This window comes from Nonomuraea turcica (genome assembly GCF_030718205.1).
Taxonomy (GTDB): Bacteria; Actinomycetota; Actinomycetes; order Streptosporangiales; family Streptosporangiaceae; genus Nonomuraea.
The window spans coordinates 311,394-330,121 of record NZ_JAUZQF010000012.1 but is presented as its reverse complement, the minus strand read 5'-3'; the positions used below and the strand labels follow the sequence as shown (position 1 = coordinate 330,121).

Here is an 18,728-nt window from a genome sequence, read left to right as displayed (position 1 = left end):
CGGCGTCCCCGGGGCGCAGCCACTGGTTCAGCTCGGCCGCCGCGGCCTCGGCGTCGGGAACGTGCACGATCCGCGTCGGATGCGCCGCTCCCCCGCCTCCGGGCGGCCCACCGACGGTCGGCGGCCCGCCGGCGTACGGCCCGCCCGCGGCCGGCGCTCCACCGGCCTCAGGTCCCTGCCGGCCCTGGGGCACACCGGCGTCGGGCGCCTGCCACCCCTGCGGGGCGTCGTCCTGCGGACCGGGCACCGGCGCGCCCTGCGGCGGTATCACCGGCGCAGGCCAGGCCGGCCCCTGAGGGCCGGAAGCGTGCTGTGCGGCTGGGGCCTGGGGCCCCGGGGCGTGCTGTGCGGCCGGGGGGTGGGGCCCGGGGGCGTGCTGCGCGGCCGGGGGGTGGGGCCCCGGGGCGTGCTGCGCGGCTGGGGCGTGGGGCCCGGGGGTGTGCGGGGCGCCTGGTGCGGGCGCGTGGGCTGCGGCGTGGGCGCCCTGCAGGACCGGTTCGGCGTCCGGGCCCGCCACGATGAGGCCCGTCAGGCCGGCGCCCCCGGCCATGCGGCCGAGCTCGGCGTTCAGCGCGGGCCCTTCGTCGCCCAGCTCCCGCAGCGCCGCGATGACGGCGAAGCGCCGCCGCCCCCGCCCCAGCACCTCGAACGCCTCGAAGGCGGCGCGCATGGAGTCCGGGTTGGCGTTGTAGGCGTCGTTGACCACGATCACCCCGTCGGCCCGGTCCGTGACCTCCATCCGCCACCGGCTGCGCGGCGTGGCCTCGGACAGCTCCGCGGCGATCGTGGCGACGGGCAGCCCGAGCTCGTATCCGGCCGCCGCGGCCGCCAGCGCGTTGTCGACCGCGTGCGCCCCGTACAGCTTCAGCGACACGTGCGCGGCCCCCGACGGGGTGCGCAGCGTGAAGGAGGCCCGCCCGCGGACGTCCACGACGACATCTTCGGCCCGGATCGCCGCGTCCTCGCCCCGCCCGAAGTAGGTGACCCGCGCGTCGGTGCGCGCGGCCATCTCCCGCACGTAGGGGTCGTCGGCGTTGAGCACGGCCACGCCGGTGCGCGGCAGCGCCTCCACCAGCTCGCCCTTGGCCTTGGCGATGGCCTCCTTGCCGCCGAACACGCCGAGGTGCGCGGTGCCGACGTTGAGCACCACGCCGATCTTCGGCGGCGCGATGCGGGTCAGGTCCTTGATGTGGCCGAGGTTGCGCGCGGCCAGCTCCAGCACCATGAACCGGGTGCCGGCGTCGGCGCGCAGCACCGTCAGCGGGTGGCCGAGCTCGTTGTTGAAGCTGCCGACCGGCGCGATGGTGGGCCCGATCCGGGCGGTCAGCCGGGCCAGCAGGTCCTTGGTGCTGGTCTTGCCGGCCGACCCGGTCACGCCGATCACGGTGGCGTCGGGCAGCGCGGCGACCTGGGCGGCGGCCAGCTCGGCCAGCGCGACGGCGGCGTCCGGCACGATCACCGCGGGCGCGTCGACCGGGCGGGTGGCCAGGACGGCGACGGCTCCGGCCCGGATCGCCTGCGCGGCGTAGTCGTGACCGTCGACCCGCGCGCCTCTGAAGGCGACGAACAGCGATCCCGGTTCTACGGCCCGCGAGTCGATCACGACGGGCCCGCGCACCACTGCGCGGGGATCGGCCATGCCCGACAGGGCGCCCGAGGTTATCTCGGCGATCCTGGCCAGAGGCAACGGGATCATTGGTGCTTCCTGCTTTCCTTGCGTGCGTCGATCGCCTCGGCGACCACCTCCCGGTCGTCGAAGGGGATCACCTCGCCTGACATGTACTGACCCTGCTCGTGACCCTTGCCTGCCACGACGATCACGTCGCCGCGCCCGGCGCCGGCGATCGCCAGGCCGATGGCGGCCGCGCGATCGGGCTCAATGATCACATGAGCGCGGTCGTGCTGCGGAACGCGGAGCGCTCCCTCCATCATCGTCGCGAGGATGGCGAGCGGATCCTCGGAACGGGGATTGTCGCTCGTGAAAATGGCCACATCTGCCAACTGTGCGGAGATCTCGCCCATGATGGGCCGTTTGCCCTTATCGCGGTCGCCACCGCAACCGAGCACGATCACGAGCCGGCCCGCGGTGACGGTACGCAGGGACCGCAGCACCGACTCCACGGCGCCGGGTTTGTGTGAGTAGTCCACGATCGCCTGGAACTCGTCCTCGCCGGTCGTGACGCGCTGCATGCGCCCGGGCACGCCGATGAGCGTGCCGACGCCGTGCACCGCCGTCTGCAGCGGCACCCCGGCCTCGACCAAGGTGACGATGGCGCCGAGCGCGTTGGCGACGTTGAACGGCCCCGGCAACGCGATCTGCGCGTCGGCCTCGACGCCGCCCGGGCCGACCACGCGGAACGCGCTGCCGTCCGCGCCGAGCCTGACCTCCAGCGCCCGCCACGCGGCCTCCGGGTCGCCCTGCGCCGAGAACGTCGTCATCGGGACCTTCGCCAGGTCCAGCAGCTCACGACCGTAGCGGTCGTCGATGTTGGTGACGCCGACGCGGCTCAGCTCCGGCTGGAACAATCGCACCTTGGTGGCGAAGTAGTCCTCGAAGTCCTTGTGGAAGTCGAGGTGGTCCTGGGACAGGTTGGTGAACAGGGCCACGTCGTAGTAGACGCCGTCGATCCTGCCGAGGGCGAGCGCGTGGCTGGAGACCTCCATGGCGGCCGCGCCGACGCCCTCCTCACGCATGAGCGCGAACAGGCCGTGCAGCACCGACGCCTCCGGCGTGGTCAGCGTCGGCTGGAAGCGCAGGTCGCCCGCGCGGATCTCGACGCCGCCCACCAGGCCCGTCCGGTGCCCGGCGGCCCGCAGGCCCGCCTCCAGCATGAACGTGGTGGTGGACTTGCCGCTGGTGCCGGTCACACCGAGGATCTGGATGTCATGGGCCGGCTGCCCGTAGACCCAGCTGGAGATCTGCCCGAGCAGGGCCCGCGGGTCGGGCACGATCAGGACGGGAAGCCCGGTGGCGACGGCCGCGTCGCGCCCCTCCTTGTCGGTGAGGATGGCCACCGCGCCGCCGGCCATCGCCTCGGCGGCGAACGCGGCGCCGTGGGCGCGGCTGCCGGGCAGCGCGACGTAGAGATCCCCGCGTCTGGCGTCGCGGGAGTCGATGGTGACGCCGGTCAGGGCGGCGTGTCGCGAGCGCGAGGTGCCCGAATCGGCATCGAGCATGGTCGCGAGCCCGGTCAGCGGGCGGGGCGGGCTGGTCGTGGGACGCATAGACGACGGGGGACGCACGGCGGCAGCGTACCTTCCCTGGTCACTGTCCGGCGCCCGTACGCACCGGCGGCACGACGGAGCCTGTGGGAGGAATCTTCTTGCTCTTGATGGCGAACGTCATCACATCCTTGAACACGGGGGCCGCCAGCTGCCCGCCGAAGTGGCCGTTCTTCGGGTTCTGCAGCACCGACAGCACCACCAGCCTGGGCTTGTCCGCCGGGCTGAACCCGGCGAAGGAGGCAGTGTAGCCGTCGTAGCGGCCGAGCTCGGCGTCGTAGCGGTTGGCCGTGCCGGTCTTGCCCGCCACCCGGTAGCCGGGAATGGCGGCCAGCTGGCCGGTGCCCTCCTCGCCCACCGCGCCCTCCAGCATCGTCGTGATCTCTTTGGCCGTCGTCTCGCTCACCACTCTGGTCTGCTTACCAGCGGAAGCGGGCACGAACCTCCCCTCGCCGTCCGTGGTCCCCGCGACGATCTGCGGCTCGACCTTGACGCCGCCGTTGGCGATGGTCTGGTACACGCTGGCCATCTGCAACGCCGTCACCGACACACCCTGACCGTAGGCGACGGTGCAGCTCTGGCTGCCGGACCATTTCCTGTAGTCGGGCAGCAGGCCGGCCTCGGCGCCCGGCACGCCGCCGCCCGGCTCGGCGCCGAAGCCGAAGGCCTTCAGCATCTGGTACAGGCGCGCGCTGCCGACCTTCCGCGCGGCCATGATCGTGGCCACGTTGCTGGACTGGGCCATGGCCTGGCGGAACGTCATCGACTCCGCCTTGTGCGCATGGGCGTCACGCAGGACCTGGTCGGCGCACCTGATCCGGTCGGGCACATGGAACACGGTGCCGGGGGACACCGCACGGGCCTCGAGCGCGGCGGCGGCGGTGATCACCTTGTTGGTGCTGCCGGGCTCGAACACGTCGGCGGCGGCCTTGTTGATCTGGCTGGACTGGGGGGCCTTGCGCCAGTTGTTCAGGTCGAGCTCGGGGGCGTTGGCCATGGCGATGATCTGGGCCGTCCGGACGTCCATGACGATCACGGTGCCGCTGTCCGCGCCGGCCTTCTGGACCTGCTCGCCGATCGACTTCTGGGCGGCCCACTGGATGTCGCGGTCGATGGTCAGCCGGATGTCCCGGCCGTCCTCGGGGGCGGTGCGCTGGCTGCTGGTCATCGGAATGCGCTGGCCGTCGCGGCCGGTCTCCACCCGCTGCTCGCCGTCGCGGCCGCCCAGGAGCGTGTTCTTGGTCCGCTCGAGGCCGGCCAGGCCGGTGCCCTCGTCCCCGACGAAGCCGATGAGGCTGCCCGCGAGATCGCCCGCCGGGTAGAGCCTGCGGTAGGTCTTCTTGGCCGACAGCGCCGGCACGCCCGCCTGCAGCAGGCGGGTGGCCACGACGGGGTCGACGTCGGTCGCCAGGCGCTGGTAGCGGGTGTCCGTTCTGGCCAGTTTGGCAGCGATGTCCTGCTCGCTCTTGCCGAGCTGCCTGGCCAGGATCGTGGCGATCTTCCCGCGCACGTCGGCGCTGATCTTGGACGGGTCGATCGACAGCTCTCGGGCCTCGATGGTCACGGCCAGGTCGTGGCCGTTGACGTCGGTGATCGAGCCGCGCTTGGCGGGGATGGTCTCGGTGTGCTGGCGCTGATCCGCGGCGGCGGCCTCGTAGACCTTGGAGTCCAGGCCCTGCATCTGGATCAGCCGGCCCGCGAAGATCGACAGCACGAACGTCATGCCGATGAGGCCGATGTTGATGCGCCTGCGCGGGCTGCCCAGCCGCAGCACAAGCGGCGGCCTGGGCGGGCGCGGCGGCGTGGGGGGCCGCCGGGGTCCTCGGGGTGGCGGCACGTCTCCGCCGCGACGCGCCGCCACCCGCTCACGGCCCCGCACCTGCTCGGACCGGGAACCCCCGGTCTGCGCCCGGCGCAGCGGCCCGTCTCCATGCCTGTCACGGCCCCGCAGGTCGTCCTCACGCCTGTCACGGCCCCGCAGGTCGTCCTCACGCCTGTCGCGACCCCGCAGGTCGTCCTCACGCCGCTCCCGCTGCCGGAGGCCGTCGTCCTGCGGGGACCGGCTCCGCGGACCGTCGCCCTGCCGGGACCGGCGCGCCTGGGGACCGCGCGCCGCGGCGTCGGACGGGCCGCCGTCCCCGCGCACGCGCTCGTCCCGCCCTTGAACGCGGCCCCGGAGCCGGTCGTCCCGCCCTGGGGAGGGACGCCGTGGACGGTCGCCGCCGTCGCGGCCCTGAGCGACGCGGCCCTTCGCGGGGTCGGCGTCGTCGCGCGGACGCCTGCGGACGCCTGCGTCGTCGTCGGCGCCGTCGCGTCGAGCGCGGCTGCCATCGTCCTGGGCGCGGAGGCGATCGTCGTCCCGTCGGACGCGCGCAGGCCTGTCGTTCCTGGAACGGTCGTTCCTGGAACGGTCGGCCCTCGAACGGTCGGCCCCGGAACGGTCCGCGCGGTCCTGCCGGCTCCGGTCGGAGCCACCCGGACGGGGGCGGTCGGCGTCGGAGCGGCGGGCGCCGCCGGACTCTCCCGGAGTGTCAGCCGGGTCCTGCGGGGGACGCCCGCGAGCGTCGTCGTCGTGCCCGAACGGCAGGTCCAGGGGATCGGGCCGCTTGCGTGGCCGGCGCGGCGGGTTCTCCGGCGGCGCCGGGCTGCCCGCCCCGTCAGAACGGTCCCCGTCAGAACGGGCAGGGCCCCCTTGGCGCCCTGCCCGTCCCGGGCCGCCCGGCGTACGACGAGCGGCGCCTGGCCCTCCTTGAGAGCCGGCGCCGCCAGCGCCGCGGCCGGGACCCTGCCCCCTGCCGCCTGAGTCCCTCACCGCTCCGTGTCCACCCGGCCGACCCGGTCACCGGCGCTGGTCCAGCCGTTGACGTTGTCCCAGTCGGGCTGCTGCCCCTGCTGCTCGGCCAGCTTGGCGATCGCTTCGGGCTGCGTCTTGAGCTGGTATTCCTGCTCAAGCTTCTCGTTCTCCCGCCGGGCCACCGCGATCTCCTCGCGCAGCGTCGCGTCGGTGATGGTGTCCTTGGCCAGCATGGTGTTGAGCAACAGCAGGCTGACCAGGCCGCCGGACATGAGCCCGACGACGAGCAGCACGAACGGCGTGCGCTGGCGGCGCGCGGATGGGCGCCGCGGCACGGCACGGGCGCCCGCCCGCGTCTCGCGGCGGCCGGCGTCGGTGCGCGTCCGCTCGGCGTCCGGCGCCGTCCCGCCGGTCTCAGGGCGCGTGTCAGGACGGGGACGCGGCTTGGACTGGTGCGGCGCCGCGTACCGGCGCGTGCCCGTCTTGGGCACCGCGCGACGGACGGCCGTACCCCGGCCGGTCTCCTGCTCAGTGGTCAACACGGATCCTCTCTGCCGCCCGTAGCCGGGCCGAGGCCGCCCGCGGGTTGCGGGCGAGCTCTTCTTCGCTTGGGAGCTCTGCTCCCCTCGTCAGCATGCGGAACCTGGGCTGATGAGCCTCCAGCGGGACGGGCAGCCCGGGGGGGCTGGTGTCCCTGGTTCGCGCCGTGAGGGCCTGCTTGGTGAGCCGGTCCTCCAGTGAGTGGTAGGAGAGCACGACGACTCGCCCACCCAGCGCGAGCGCGTCGAGCGCCGCGGGAAGCGCCGCCTCCAGGGCGGTCAGCTCCGCGTTCACCTCGATGCGCAGCGCCTGAAAAGTCCTCTTGGCGGGGTTTCCCCCGGTGCGCCGAGTAGCGGCGGGAATCGCCTCGCGAACGATGTCCGCTAGCCGCTTCGTCGAGGTTATTGCCTCTTTAGCCCGTTCCTTAATGATCAGGCCCGCGACACGCGGAGCAAAGCGCTCCTCGCCGTAGTCGCGCAGAATGCGGGTCAGCTCCGCGGCGGAGTAGGTGTTGACCACCGTTTCCGCCGTCAGCTCCTGCGAGGTGTCCATCCGCATGTCGAGAGGCGCGTCGTAGGAATAGGCGAACCCGCGCTCGGCCTCGTCCAGCTGCGGCGAGGAGACCCCCAGGTCGAACAGCGCTCCGTCGATCGTGGTGCGCCCCGCGTGGGCGAGCACCTCGGCCAGGTCGCCGGAGGAGGCGTGGACCAGGGTGATCCGGTCTGCGTACGGGCTCAGCCTGCGGGTCGAGAACTCGATCGCGAAAGGATCGCGGTCGATCCCGATCAGGTGGAGCGCCGGGTAGGCGGCGAGCAGGGCCTCCGAGTGGCCGCCGAGGCCGAGGTTGGCGTCGACGACGACCGGTGCCGGCCCGGACAGCGCGGGACCGAGCAGCTCCAGAACGCGCTCGAGCATCACCGGAACGTGACCGCCGGTGCCGACGTTGTCGTCCATCTCCAAACCCCCCTCTCGCGCCCTTGCTCGCGGATGACGCGCTTATCGGTCGATCGTGGTCATTCCTGGGTCCCCACCCGGCGCCGCCCGGCCAGGTCCCCATCCGCACCCTCTTCGTGGACGTCTGCCCTCTGACACCGGGGAAGGTGCATCAGTTGGCAGACAGTGGTTGCGGGTGGAGACCTCGCCGAACGACATCACCGACGGATCGACCGTGACTCCTACAAGATCCCTGGCAGCACCTCCTCCGACAGATCGGCGAACGCCTGCTCCTGGTCACTGAGATAGGTGTCCCAGGCCCCCGCGTCCCAGATCTCCAGCCGGGTGTTGGCCCCGATGACAACGCAGTCACGCTCCAGACCGGCGTATTGCCGCAGGCCCTGCGGGATCGTGATGCGTCCTTGTTTGTCTGGCTTCTCGTCGGACGCGCTGGCGAAGAAGACGCGGCTGTAGTCACGCACCGCCTTGGCGGTGACCGGGGCGGTGCTGAGAGCCTCGGTAATGCGCTGGAACTCCTCCACAGGAAAGACGTAGAGGCATCGCTCCTGGCCTTTGGTGATCACAAGACCCTCCGCCAGCTCCTCACGGTACTTAGCCGGCAGGAACAGCCGTCCCTTGTCGTCCAGACGCGGTTGATGGGTGCCGAGGAACACCGGCCCCACCTCCCGTGCCTTGCGAAGCGCTCAGCGCTGGTGCACCGGGCTCTCCACTGCGCACCACCATACTCCACTTCTCCCCACCGTCAACTGATTCGAACCGTCTTCATCACTCGTTTCCGTTGCGTTACCGCAGGTCAGCGCGATGAAGCCGGGTGGAGCGCGGTGGCCGCGCGGTCAACCCTCATGGGCGTGTCGAGGGTTCAAAAGATCGAAGAAATAGGGGCCGAGACCCTTCGCGATGGTCGGGGTGGGGGAAAGTGGGGCGGTTCGCGGGTGCTCTGTCACGGGATTCGCACCGCCATGCGACAAGAACGGGAACATCACCCAGGTTCCCTGGAATATCCACAAATGTCGCTCGAGAACCCACAGCGTCGTAGGGTCGTAACCACAATGAAAAGGAATGGCATGGCTCCCGCAAAGCACCCCGGGACAGCCGTAGCACTTCTCATGGAGGCCTGGTGGCAGTAACCCATGACGTCCCTCCCCAGCTCGACGAGCTGGTCACCACAGCCCACCGGATCCGGGAAGCGATCGAATCGGTGATCGAGGGCAAGAGTGACGCCGTCCGCCTCACGCTGACCGTCTTGCTCGCCGAGGGCCACCTCCTGATCGAGGACGTCCCAGGAGTGGGCAAGACCATGCTGGCCAAGGCGCTGGCTCGTTCCATCGACTGTCCCGTCCGCCGGGTTCAGTTCACCCCCGACCTGCTGCCGAGCGACATCACCGGCGTGAGCGCGTACAACCAGCAGACCCGGGAGTTCGAGTTCAAGCCGGGACCCGTCTTCGCCAACATCGTCGTCGGCGACGAGATCAACCGCGCCTCCCCCAAGACCCAGTCCGCGCTGCTGGAGTGCATGGAGGAGCACCAGGTCACGGTGGACGGGGTGACGTACGAGCTCGACGCGCCGTTCATGGTGATCGCCACCCAGAACCCGATCGAGATGGAGGGCACCTATCCCCTCCCCGAGGCGCAGCGTGACCGCTTCACCGCCAGGGTCGCCATGGGCTACCCCGAGCCGACGGCCGAGCTGGAGATGCTCGACGTGCACGGCGGCACCTCGCCGCTGGACAAGCTGCAGCCGGTGGCCAAGACGTCGGAGGTGCGCGCGCTGATCGAGGCCGTCCGCGGCGTCTACGTCTCGCAGGCGGTCAAGAAATACGCCATCGACCTGGTCGTGGCCACCCGCCACTCCCCCGACCTGCGGCTGGGCGCCTCACCCCGGTCCACGCTGCAGCTGGTCAGGGCGGCCAGGGCGCACGCGGCACTGGCGGGACGCGACTACGTCATCCCGGACGATCTGCAGGACCTGGCCGTTCCGGTGCTGGCGCACCGGCTGCTGCCCAGCGTCGAGGCCCAGGGCCAGCGCCGCCTGCCCGAGCAGGTGGTGACCGATCTGATCAGGCGCGTGCCGGTGCCGGAGACCCGGGGCCGTTGATGGATCCGCAGCGAAGCGAGGACATCCATCAACGGCACGGGTTGAGTGAGGCGCTGTGAGGGCCGGACTGCGGGCGCTGACCAGCAGGGGCAGGTCGTTCCTCGCCTCCGGGATCGCGGCGCTGCTCATGGCGCTCTTCCTGGGTGAGAACGACCTGTTCAGGATCGGGGTGTTGGTGACGGCGCTGCCGCTGCTGGCCGCGCTGGTCGTGGCACGGACCCGCTACCGGCTCAGCTGCGCCAGGCGGCTCGACCCGCCCAGGGCCGAGGTGGGCGGCGAGGCCACCGTGACCCTGCGGCTGGAGAACGTCACCAGGCTGCCGACCGGCCTGCTGCTCATCGAGGACACCGTCCCCTACGCGCTGGGCGTCCGCCCTAGGTTCGTGCTCGACCGGGTCGAGCCGCGCGGCGTGCGGGAGATCGACTACCGGGTGCGCTCCGACCTGCGGGGCCGTTACACGATCGGGCCGCTGTCCATCCGCATCGCCGACCCGTTCGGGCTGGTGGAGCTGACCCGCTCGTTCACGATCAGCGACACGCTCGTGGTGACGCCGCACGTGGCGGCGCTGCCGCACGTACGGCTGTCGGGCGAGTGGACGGGCGGCGGCGACAGCCGTACCAGGAGCGTGGCGGCCGCGGGCGACGACGACGTGGCGCCGCGCGAGTACCGGCAGGGCGATGACCTGCGGCGGGTGCACTGGCGCTCGACGGCCCGCCACGGCGAGCTGATGGTGCGCCGCGAGGAGCAGCAGTGGCAGAGCCGCGGCGCGCTCCTGCTCGACACCCGCAGGCACGCGCATCGCGGCGAGGGGCCGCGCTCGTCGTTCGAGGTGGCGGTCTCAGCCGCGGCCTCCATCGGCGTGCATCTCGCCCGCGAGGGCCTCGGCCTGCGGCTGGTGACCGACCAGGGCGCCGAGCACCTGACGGACACCGGCCTGAGCCATTCGCTGCTCGACACCCTCGCCGTGGTACGGCACAGCCCGGCCCGCTCCCTGGAGATGGGCGTGTCCGCCCTGCGCCAGGGCGGCGGCGACGGTCTGATCGTGGCCGTGCTCGGCGCGCTGGACGCGGAGGAGGCAAGAGAACTGGCCAGGTTGCGGCACAGCGGCATCACCGGGGTGGCGGTCCTGCTCGACGTGGACACATGGGACGGGGGCGACAAGGAGACTGCGGACGATCATCAGGCCGCGCAGACCGTTCTGGCCGGGTACGGCTGGCGCATCGTCCGGATGCCCGCGGGCACCTCGATCGCATCGGTCTGGCAGGACGCCGCCAACCGCGGCAGGTATGCGGTCAACCCCGCGGGAGGTGCGGCATGAGGCTGACGATCGCCTCGGGCGTGGCCGCGTTCGCCGCGGCCATGCTCCTCTATCCGCTCTTCGAGGGCGGGACGTGGTTCTGGGCCTCGCTGGGGGCCGTGCTCGCCGTGGTGGCGGCGGGACTGGTAAGCAGCCGGCTGTCGCTGCCGGCGTGGGCGGCGACGCTCCTGGGCGTGGCCGCGACGTGGATCTACCTGACCGCGTCGTTCGCCGCCGAGGAGGCCTGGGCGGTGTTCGTGCCGACCAGGGGGTCGGTGGTGGAACTGGGCCGGCTGCTCGGCGTCGGGTGGGCCGACATCCAGCGGTTCGCCGCGCCCGTGCCCCCGACGGAAGGCATCACGCTGCTGACCGCCGGCGGGGTGGCGCTCATCGCGATCATCGTGGATCTGTTCGCCGCGCGGCTGCGGCGGGCGGCACTGGCCGGGCTGCCGCTGCTGGCGCTGGCGACGGTCCCGGCGACGATCCTGCCCGATCCGATCAGCTGGCCGGCGTTCATCATCGCCGCGCTCGGCTTCGTCGGCCTGCTGATCGCCGACGGGCGTGAGCGGGTGGGCCATTGGGGCCGGGCGGTGCTGGTGCGCCGCACGCGGCTGGCGGCGCGGCCGGCCACGGGTCCGTCCGCGAGAGGCCCGCAGGCCTCCGCCGACACCAGTGGCCTGCGGGTGTCGGGCAAGCGCATCGGATTCGCCGCGATCGCGCTGGCCGTGCTGGTGCCGGCCCTGCTGCCGACGATGGAGCCGGTGTCGTTCTTCCAGTTCGGCGTGGGCGGCAGCGGCACGGGCGGCCGGGGCAACTCGATCAGCATCCCCAACCCGATCGCCAACCTGAAGGGGCAGCTGGACCTGCCGGAGCGGCGGACGGTCCTCACCTACGCCAACAACGACGACAAGCCGCGCTACCTGCGGATCTACGCGCTGGACACGTTCGACGGCCAGCAGTTCGGCATGACGCAGCCGAAGGGGTCTCCCGACAACAGGACGGACAACGGCCCGCTGCCGCCGCCGCCCGGGCTCACCGGGAATCCGAAGATCAACAGCGTGCTGACGAACATTCAGATCAGCGACGAGATCGCGGCGTTGAAGTTCCTGCCGCTGCCGTACCCGCCCAGGCAGGTCCAGGTGGACGGCGACTGGCGCGCCGACGTCAGCTCGCTGATGGTCTTCTCCACCCGCGACGAGGCCGCCGGGCTGGAGTACGACGTGGCCACCAGCGAGCCGGAGCCGACCTCCGACCTGCTGGAGTCGCTGAACGGCAACCAGGAGGCGGTGGACCAGCGCTATCTGAGGCTGCCCGACGACCTGCCTCCCGACATCAGAGAGCTGGCCGACAGGGAGACCGCGAATGCCACGTCGGACTACGACGCGGCGGTGAAGCTCCAGCAGTTCTTCACGAAGACCGGCGGTTTCACCTACACGCTGCGCACGCAGGGGCACAGCACCTCGGCGCTGCGGGACTTCCTGCTCCAGACCCGGGCGGGTTACTGCGAGCAGTTCGCGGTGTCGATGGCGGTGCTGTCCAGGCTGGTCGGCATCCCGTCCCGGGTGGCGATCGGCTACACGGGCGGTACCAAGATCGGCAACCGGTGGGAGGTCAGCACGACCGACTCCCACTCCTGGCCCGAGCTGTACTTCGAGGGCGTGGGCTGGTTGCCGTTCGAGCCGACTCCGGCCGGGGCGCTCGGCCAGGGCAGCGCGCGGGTGCCCGCGTACACGCAGCCCGCGCCCCGCCCCACGGACTCCTCCGCGGCGCCGACGCCGGGGGCCACCGGTTCCTCGGCCGCCGACGAGCCGGTCGACCCGCAGGCGCGGGACAACATCCGCGCGCTCGACCGGGAGAGCCAGCTCATCCCCGGCGCCCTGCCCACGGAGGAGTCGATGCCGCTGATCGCCCAGATCGGCATCGGAGCCCTGGCGTTGCTCCTCGTCCTGCTGATCCCCGCGGGCATGCGGCTGATCACCAGGAACCGGCGCGTGCGCACACTGGGCTGGAAGGTGTCGCAACCGTCGGACGAGCTGACGGCCAGGATCGTGTCGGGTGAGGGGGCCGCGGGCCGGCATCCGTCGGTGGCCGCGGCCTGGGCCGAGCTGGACGACATCCTGTACGACTACGGCATGGGCCGCCAGGCCAGCGAGACCCCGCGGGCGCTCGCGCGGCGGCTGACCCAGCAGTACGAGTTCGACGCCGCCTCTTCGGCGGCCGTGTCCGCCATCGCCTCGGCGGTCGAGCGGGTGTTGTTCGCCAGGGACCCCGGCCGGATCGGGCCCATGAAGAAGGACCTGCGTACGGTGCGGCAGGCTCTGGCGGCCACGGTGTCACGCGGGCGGCGGGTGCGGGCGGTGCTGATGCCTCCGTCGACGTTGCGGCGGCTGCGGGGCTTCGGCGAGCGCCTGCTGGACGGGTTCGACCTGCTGGAGACCATCAGGCTGCGGCGTACGGCGGCCCAGAAGGGCTCCTGAGGGACGCAAAAGACGGAGCGTGCGCCCATCCCCATGAGGGGACGGACCGCACGCTCCGTCGTTTTGGGACCGTCGCTGGTCGTTGTTAGACCCAGGCACGCCGGCCTGGGTCGTCTCCGGATCGGGGCATGAGGCCCGGAGTAGTCCTCTGGAGGACCCGGCCTGGTGTCCCGCCGGGTGGGCGGGATGCCGTCGTGGCCGGGCCGACCGCGGGAACGGCTCGCTCAGCGCTCGTCGTGACGACGGCGCCAGCGCTCTTCCATGCGCTCCATGAAGCTGCCCCGGTTGCCCCGGCGCGCCTGCTTGCCCGGTGGCACGGCCGGGCCGGAGGACGGGGCCGAGTCACCGAACCCGTTCATACGTTTCCAACTGGACAGGCCCCACAGACACGCGGCGAGCATGACCACGAAACCGCCGACGCCGAGCGGGATCAGAGCGCTGCCGCTCGACACCACGCCGACCATCATGATGACGACGCCGAGAGCAAAGCCGATGGAGGCCCTGATCAGGCGACGCTTGTAATGGCTGCGCGGGTCACTGATCCTTACGGTGTTGGCCCACTTCGGGTCCTCGGCGTAGAGGGCCTGCTCGATCTGGTCGAGCAAGCGCTGCTCGTGCTCAGAGAGCGGCACGGCGCCTCCCAAGGACAGCCCCAGGACGGGGAAGACGGCAACGGACGACACGGGGTGTCCGAACCTCGCGGTCGGTTATCCCCAGAATACGAGGCTGTAGACGTAGGCGAAAGCAAACGTCCAACGCAGACCAAACCGGAGGTGACGTCATGGCTCCATTGTGGCCCATCTCGCCCCCCTTCCCCCAAAATCGTGACACCGACGCGCCACAGAGTCCGGACATCAGCGTTATGTCTCTATTTCATCAAGCTTGCCACGTACGAGCGATGCTGGGACCACCGCATCGGGACCGAATCTTCGAATCGCCTTGTCCATGGCCTGCTCGGCCTCACGCCAGCCGGTCTCCCGCTCGCCCAGACCCAGCTGCCGGGTGGCCTCCTCGGCGGGTCGCAGGTTTTCCATCCTGACCCCCACCAGGCGCAGCCGCACCCGCTCCAGGCCCGCGGCCCGGTAGAGCTCGCAGGCCGTGGCGTAAATCACCTGGGCCACGTCGGTGGCCTCGCGCAGCGTGCGCGAGCGGGTGATCGTGGTGAAATCGGCTCGGCGAAGCTTCACACATACAGTTCTTCCCACGTGTCCGGCCTTACGCATCCTGGCGGCCACCCGCTCGGACAGGCGCAGCAGCTCCCGTCTGATCACCTCGGGGTCGTCGACGTCGGTGGCGAACGTCTCCTCGTTGCCGATGCTCTTGTCGGGCACGTGGGCGCTCACCGGCCGCTCGTCGCGCCCCCAGGCCAGCGCCGCCAGATGGCCGCCCGCGGCCTGCCCCAGCTCGCGCTGGAGCGTCGTGGGAGGCACTCTGGCCAGATCGCCCACCGTGCGGATGCCGAGGCGCACGAGGGACTGCTCGGTGCGCTCGCCGACGCCCCACAGGGCCGACACGGGCAGCGGATGGAGGAAGTCCACGACCTGATCGGCGGGCACCACCAGCAACCCGTCCGGCTTGCACTGCTTGGAGGCGAGCTTGGCGACGAATTTGCTGCTGGCCACGCCCACGGAGCACGTGATGCCGTAGCGGTCGAGGACCTGCTCCCTGATCATGGCGGCGACGGCCGCGGACGAGCCGAGCCGCCGCCTGGCGCCGCCGACGTCGAGGAACGCCTCGTCGGAGGCGATGGGCTCGACCAGCGGGGTGATCGAGTGGAAGATCTCCATGACGCCCTTGGAGACCTCGGAGTATTTGCCGTGGCTGGGCGGGATGATCGTGGCCTGGGGGCACAGCCGGCGCGCCCTGCTCATCGGCATCGCGGAGTGCACCCCGAAGGCCCTGGCCTCGTAGGTGGCGCTGAGCACGACGCCGCGCCCGGCGGGCGAGCCCACGATCACCGGGTGGCCGCGCAGCTCCGGGCGCTCGAGCAGCTCGACGCTGGCGAAGAAGGCGTCCATGTCGACGTGCAGGATCGGGCAGCCGCTGTCATCGACCCCGGTCCGTGGAGCGGGGCCGATGCCGGTGATCTGCTTGCGAGACACGCCGCCGATTCTATCCGAACATGGATTCGATAACGAGGGCTCAGGCCCGGCGCCCGAGAACGTGCAGCTGTGTGGCGATGTCCCTGAGCACGGGATGGGTCGCGGCGGCCTGCTCCAGCGCCACGAGCGCCTCGGCGGCGCCGGGCTCACCGTCCACGAGCCTGCTCGGCACCAGGTCGGCGAAGACCCGCACGCCGTGGATGGCGCCGACGGCGAACCCGGTCGCGGTCATCAGCTCCACGAGCGTCTCCGCGGTGAAGCGCCGGGGCGTCGGGTCGCGGTCGCCCCAGCTGCCGACGGGGTCGTCCAGCACCGCCCGAGCCTCGTCGAAGTGGCCGACGAGCGCCCGGTGGATGGCGCTGGCGACCGGGTTGGCGGCCAGCACGCTCACCGCGCCGCCCCTGCGCAGCACGCCCGCGACGGCGGTCAGCGCGCTGATCGGGTCCTCGACGTATTCCAGCACGCTATGGCACAGCACGAGGTCGGCGCTGTCGCGGTGGAGCAGCTCGCCCAGGTCGTCGGCGTCGCCCTGCAGGGCGCTGACGCCCACGCCCCTCTCCTTGGCCCGGCGCTCCAGCGCGGCCAGCGAGTCAGGGCTCGGGTCGACGACGGTGACGGTGTGGCCCAACGCGGCCAGCGGCACGGCGAACCCGCCGGTGCCGCCGCCGGCGTCGACGATGTCGAGCCCTTCGCGACCCGTGGCCGCCGTCCGCTCGGCCAGCACCGACCGCAGCGCGTCCCAGACGACGGCGGTCCGCACCGCCGGAGTCCTCGTGACGCCTTCAGCACGCAACGTCGGCTCGCCTCCCTCTCCCCCGCGAACTGCTTCTTCGCGCACGGCTGCTTCGTGTCCTCAGCGGACGGGCCCAGCCTACGCCGTGCACGTGATCGCCCGCTCCCCACCGGCGGCAACCGAGACGCACGGGGAACGGCGGTGCCGCGGGGGAGACGCCTCTTCCGGCATCCTGGCGAACCGCTTGCGCGCACGCAGAAGGCGGGGCACCAACAGAAAAGAGGCGCGTCGCGGCTGGTGACGCGCCACTTCTCCGCACGGGCGCGGGCGCCCGCATCACACGGCCAGGCTCCGCCGTGACGGCGCCGGACGCCTGACCGCGTGACGGTACACGTCCCTCGCCTGCGCAAGCCGTGTGCGGCCGGCGTGGTTGGAACGTACCCCGAACACGCGGCAATGGCCCGCGGAAAAAGCTGTCTAAAGGGTGAGGCTTGGCTTGAGTTGCTTGAAGCGCGCCAGCAGACCGTTGACGAACTGCGGGGACTCATCGGTCGAGAGCTCCCCGGCCAGGTGCACCCACTCGCTGATGACCACGCCCTCGGGCACGTCTGGCATCCACAGCAGCTCATAGGTGCCGCCGCGCAGCAGGTTGCGGTCGACCGCGGGCATGCGGTCGAGCGTCCAGCCCTCGGCATAGGTGGTGATCAGCTCGTCGATGCGCGCGTGGTGCCTGGCGACGCCCTCGACGATGGTCGAGGTGTATTCGTTCACCGGGGGTTCCTGGCGCTCCACGCGCTCGGCGAGGATCTTCAGCGGATCCTCGCTGCGCAGCTCGGCCTCGAACAGGATGTCGAGCGCCCGTCTGCGTGCTTTGCCGCGTGCCGACACCTCAGGCCCGGCCGAGGTATTCGCCACTGCGGGTGTCGATCTTGACCTTCTCGCCGGTGGTGATGAACAGCGGCACCTTGACCTCGGCGCCGGTCTCCAGCGTGGCGGGCTTGGTGCCGCCGGTGGAGCGGTCGCCCTGCAGGCCGGGCTCGGTGTTGGCGATGGTCAGCTCGACGGCCGCGGGCAGGTCCACGTAGAGCGCGGAGCCCTCGTTGAAGGCCACGGTGGCCAGGGTGTTCTCCAGCATGTAGTTGGCGGCGCTGCCGACGGTGTTGCTGGGCACGTTGACCATGTCGTAGGTCTCGGTGTCCATGAACACGAAGTCGTCGCCGTCCTTGTACGAATACTGCATCTCGCGCTTGTCGACGTTGGCCACGTCGACCTTGACGCCGGCGTTGAAGGTCTTGTCGACGACCTTGCCGGAGAGCACGTTCTTGAGCTTGGTGCGCACGAACGCGCCGCCCTTGCCCGGCTTGACGTGCTGGAACTCCACAACGGCCCAGAGCTCACCGCCGTCGAGCTTCAGCACCATGCCGTTCTTGAGGTCGTTGGTCGTCGCCACTCGTTCTTCTCCCACGTGTGGCCGCTCTAAAGGACGAGCAGCTCCTTGGTCGTCTTCGTGAAAAGTTCCGGTCCGCCCTCACGTGTCACGAGGGTGTCCTCGATGCGAACCCCTCCCCGGCCCGGAAGATAGACCCCAGGCTCGACGGTGATCGGAACTCGATCCTCTAGTCTACCGGTCCGCGAGGGGCCCAGGAACGGCTCCTCGTGGATCTCCAGGCCGACGCCGTGGCCCAGGCCGTGCCTGAAGCGGCTGCCGTAGCCCGCGTCCTGGATGACGGTGCGGGCGGCCGCGTCCACATCCCTGGACTCGGCGCCGGGGGCGAGCGCCTCACGGCCGGCGCGCTGCGCCTGGGCGACCAGGTCGTAGATCTCGCGCTGCCAAGCGGCGGGCGGTCCGAGGCTGACGGTTCTGGTCATGTCGGCGTGGTAGCCGTGGTATCTGGCGCCGAAGTCCATGGTCACCAGGTCACCGGCGCGCAATGGCCGGTCCGTGGGGGCGTGGTGCGGGACCGCGCCGTTCTCGCCCGCGGCGACGATCGTGTCGAACGCGGGCTTGTCGGCGCCCAGCTCGGTCATGCGGTTGTCGAGGAGCCGGGCGAGGTCGCGTTCGGTGATGCCCGGGGCGATTGTCTCTGCTATATCGGCGAATGCCTGGTCAGTGATCTCGCAGGCCGTACGGAGCAGCTCCAGCTCACCGTCGTCCTTGACCGCGCGCAGCACCTCCACCACCGGGCCCAGCGGCACCAGCCCCTCGCCCAGCCGCCGGTACGTGGCCACGCTCATGTTCGCCGCCTCGATCCCCACGCCCGGCTCGGCGAGCCTGCCCGCCACGTCCGGCGCCTCGACCGCCGGCACCTCGAGGGTGCGGGCCTTGTCGATGTAGCGGTTGTCGGTCGCCAGCAGCGCCGACCCGTCGGCCCTGACGAGCACGGCCGCGTTCGAGCTGGCCAGGCCCGTGAGGTAGTGGACGTTGACCGGGGAGGTGACGAGCAGGGCGGGGACCTGATGGCCGGTCAGCAGCCCGGCGAGCCGCGCCCGGCGCGCCGGGTAGTCGAAGGTCAT

Annotated in this window: 15 protein-coding genes and 1 pseudogene; 4 read left to right on the top strand and 12 right to left on the bottom strand. The window is 71.4% G+C overall.

Features of this window, described 5'->3' with window-relative positions:
* Positions 1-478 precede the first annotated feature (478 nt).
* The 3 genes and pseudogenes from Q9G87_RS30895 to Q9G87_RS30885 all read right to left on the bottom strand — a co-directional run.
* Positions 479-1,696, bottom strand: a pseudogene (locus Q9G87_RS30895) (UDP-N-acetylmuramoyl-tripeptide--D-alanyl-D-alanine ligase); the annotation flags it as partial.
* Entirely contained in the window at positions 1,693-3,225 is a 1,533-nt protein-coding gene (locus tag Q9G87_RS30890) for a UDP-N-acetylmuramoyl-L-alanyl-D-glutamate--2,6-diaminopimelate ligase (protein WP_305920067.1), read from the bottom strand. The gene Q9G87_RS30890 and the pseudogene Q9G87_RS30895, both read right to left, overlap by 4 nt.
* A 40-nt stretch (positions 3,226-3,265) precedes the next feature.
* Positions 3,266-4,996: a peptidoglycan D,D-transpeptidase FtsI family protein gene (locus tag Q9G87_RS30885; RefSeq protein ID WP_305920022.1), complete on the bottom strand. Its 1,731-nt coding sequence runs from the start codon at positions 4,994-4,996 to the stop codon at positions 3,266-3,268.
* Positions 4,997-5,152: 156 nt separating this feature from the next.
* Here Q9G87_RS30885 and Q9G87_RS30880 point away from each other — a divergent pair, with 156 nt between their 5' ends.
* Positions 5,153-6,025 (top strand): hypothetical protein, encoded by an 873-nt coding sequence (locus Q9G87_RS30880; RefSeq protein ID WP_305920021.1) that lies wholly within the window; start codon positions 5,153-5,155, stop codon positions 6,023-6,025.
* A gap of 5 nt (positions 6,026-6,030) precedes the next feature.
* Here the strand turns inward: Q9G87_RS30880 and Q9G87_RS30875 are convergent, their stop codons facing one another.
* The 3 genes from Q9G87_RS30875 to mraZ form a co-directional block, all read right to left on the bottom strand.
* The gene (locus Q9G87_RS30875; RefSeq protein WP_305920020.1) at positions 6,031-6,555 is read right to left on the bottom strand and encodes a hypothetical protein; all 525 of its coding nucleotides are present in this window, start codon (positions 6,553-6,555) and stop codon (positions 6,031-6,033) included.
* Positions 6,545-7,510 (bottom strand): 16S rRNA (cytosine(1402)-N(4))-methyltransferase RsmH, encoded by a 966-nt coding sequence (gene rsmH, locus Q9G87_RS30870; protein WP_305920019.1) that lies wholly within the window; start codon positions 7,508-7,510, stop codon positions 6,545-6,547. Before rsmH ends, Q9G87_RS30875 begins: the two co-directional genes overlap by 11 nt.
* Before the next feature lie 221 nt (positions 7,511-7,731).
* A complete protein-coding gene (gene mraZ / locus Q9G87_RS30865) occupies positions 7,732-8,163 on the bottom strand; it encodes a division/cell wall cluster transcriptional repressor MraZ (RefSeq protein WP_305920018.1) in 432 nt (143 codons plus the stop codon).
* A gap of 464 nt (positions 8,164-8,627) precedes the next feature.
* On the opposite strand from mraZ, the gene Q9G87_RS30860 reads away from it, so the two are divergent.
* Genes Q9G87_RS30860 through Q9G87_RS30850 form a run of 3 tightly spaced genes read left to right on the top strand, consistent with a single transcriptional unit; the run spans position 8,628 to position 13,379 of the window.
* Positions 8,628-9,605: an AAA family ATPase gene (locus Q9G87_RS30860; protein WP_305920017.1), complete on the top strand. Its 978-nt coding sequence runs from the start codon at positions 8,628-8,630 to the stop codon at positions 9,603-9,605.
* A gap of 55 nt (positions 9,606-9,660) precedes the next feature.
* Positions 9,661-10,923 (top strand): DUF58 domain-containing protein, encoded by a 1,263-nt coding sequence (locus Q9G87_RS30855; RefSeq protein ID WP_305920016.1) that lies wholly within the window; start codon positions 9,661-9,663, stop codon positions 10,921-10,923.
* Positions 10,920-13,379: a transglutaminase family protein gene (locus tag Q9G87_RS30850; protein ID WP_305920015.1), complete on the top strand. Its 2,460-nt coding sequence runs from the start codon at positions 10,920-10,922 to the stop codon at positions 13,377-13,379. The genes Q9G87_RS30855 and Q9G87_RS30850 overlap by 4 nt, the downstream gene beginning before the upstream one ends.
* Positions 13,380-13,603: 224 nt before the next feature.
* On the opposite strand, the gene Q9G87_RS30845 is transcribed toward Q9G87_RS30850, so the two are convergent.
* The 6 genes from Q9G87_RS30845 to Q9G87_RS30820 form a co-directional block, all read right to left on the bottom strand.
* The gene (locus Q9G87_RS30845; protein WP_305920066.1) at positions 13,604-14,011 is read right to left on the bottom strand and encodes a DUF3040 domain-containing protein; all 408 of its coding nucleotides are present in this window, start codon (positions 14,009-14,011) and stop codon (positions 13,604-13,606) included.
* A gap of 228 nt (positions 14,012-14,239) precedes the next feature.
* Positions 14,240-15,481, bottom strand: coding sequence for a DNA polymerase IV (dinB, locus tag Q9G87_RS30840; protein WP_305920014.1), 1,242 nt, complete (start codon positions 15,479-15,481; stop codon positions 14,240-14,242).
* 40 nt (positions 15,482-15,521) lie between these two features.
* Positions 15,522-16,241 (bottom strand): methyltransferase domain-containing protein, encoded by a 720-nt coding sequence (locus tag Q9G87_RS30835; protein WP_305920013.1) that lies wholly within the window; start codon positions 16,239-16,241, stop codon positions 15,522-15,524.
* A gap of 450 nt (positions 16,242-16,691) precedes the next feature.
* Positions 16,692-17,102, bottom strand: coding sequence for a transcription antitermination factor NusB (gene nusB / locus Q9G87_RS30830; RefSeq protein ID WP_138667324.1), 411 nt, complete (start codon positions 17,100-17,102; stop codon positions 16,692-16,694).
* Position 17,103: 1 nt separating this feature from the next.
* Positions 17,104-17,664 carry an elongation factor P gene (gene efp / locus Q9G87_RS30825; protein WP_305920012.1) on the bottom strand — a complete coding sequence of 187 codons (561 nt, stop codon included), beginning with the start codon at positions 17,662-17,664 and terminating at the stop codon, positions 17,104-17,106.
* 26 nt (positions 17,665-17,690) lie between these two features.
* Positions 17,691-18,728, bottom strand: a complete 1,038-nt coding sequence (locus Q9G87_RS30820; RefSeq protein WP_305920011.1) for a M24 family metallopeptidase — start codon at positions 18,726-18,728, stop codon at positions 17,691-17,693.

What these genes read in the sequence shown, in the direction of transcription:
- Q9G87_RS30850 (WP_305920015.1), top strand. Translation starts at nt 10,920, where the DNA reads ATGAGGCTGACGATCGCCTCGGGCGTGGCCGCGTTCGCCGCGGCCATG.
- Q9G87_RS30820 (WP_305920011.1), bottom strand. Translation starts at nt 18,728, where the DNA reads ATGACCTTCGACTACCCGGCGCGCCGGGCGCGGCTCGCCGGGCTGCTG.
- rsmH (WP_305920019.1), bottom strand. Translation starts at nt 7,510, where the DNA reads ATGGACGACAACGTCGGCACCGGCGGTCACGTTCCGGTGATGCTCGAG.
- Q9G87_RS30880 (WP_305920021.1), top strand. Translation starts at nt 5,153, where the DNA reads ATGCCTGTCACGGCCCCGCAGGTCGTCCTCACGCCTGTCACGGCCCCG.
- Q9G87_RS30890 (WP_305920067.1), bottom strand. Translation starts at nt 3,225, where the DNA reads ATGCGTCCCACGACCAGCCCGCCCCGCCCGCTGACCGGGCTCGCGACC.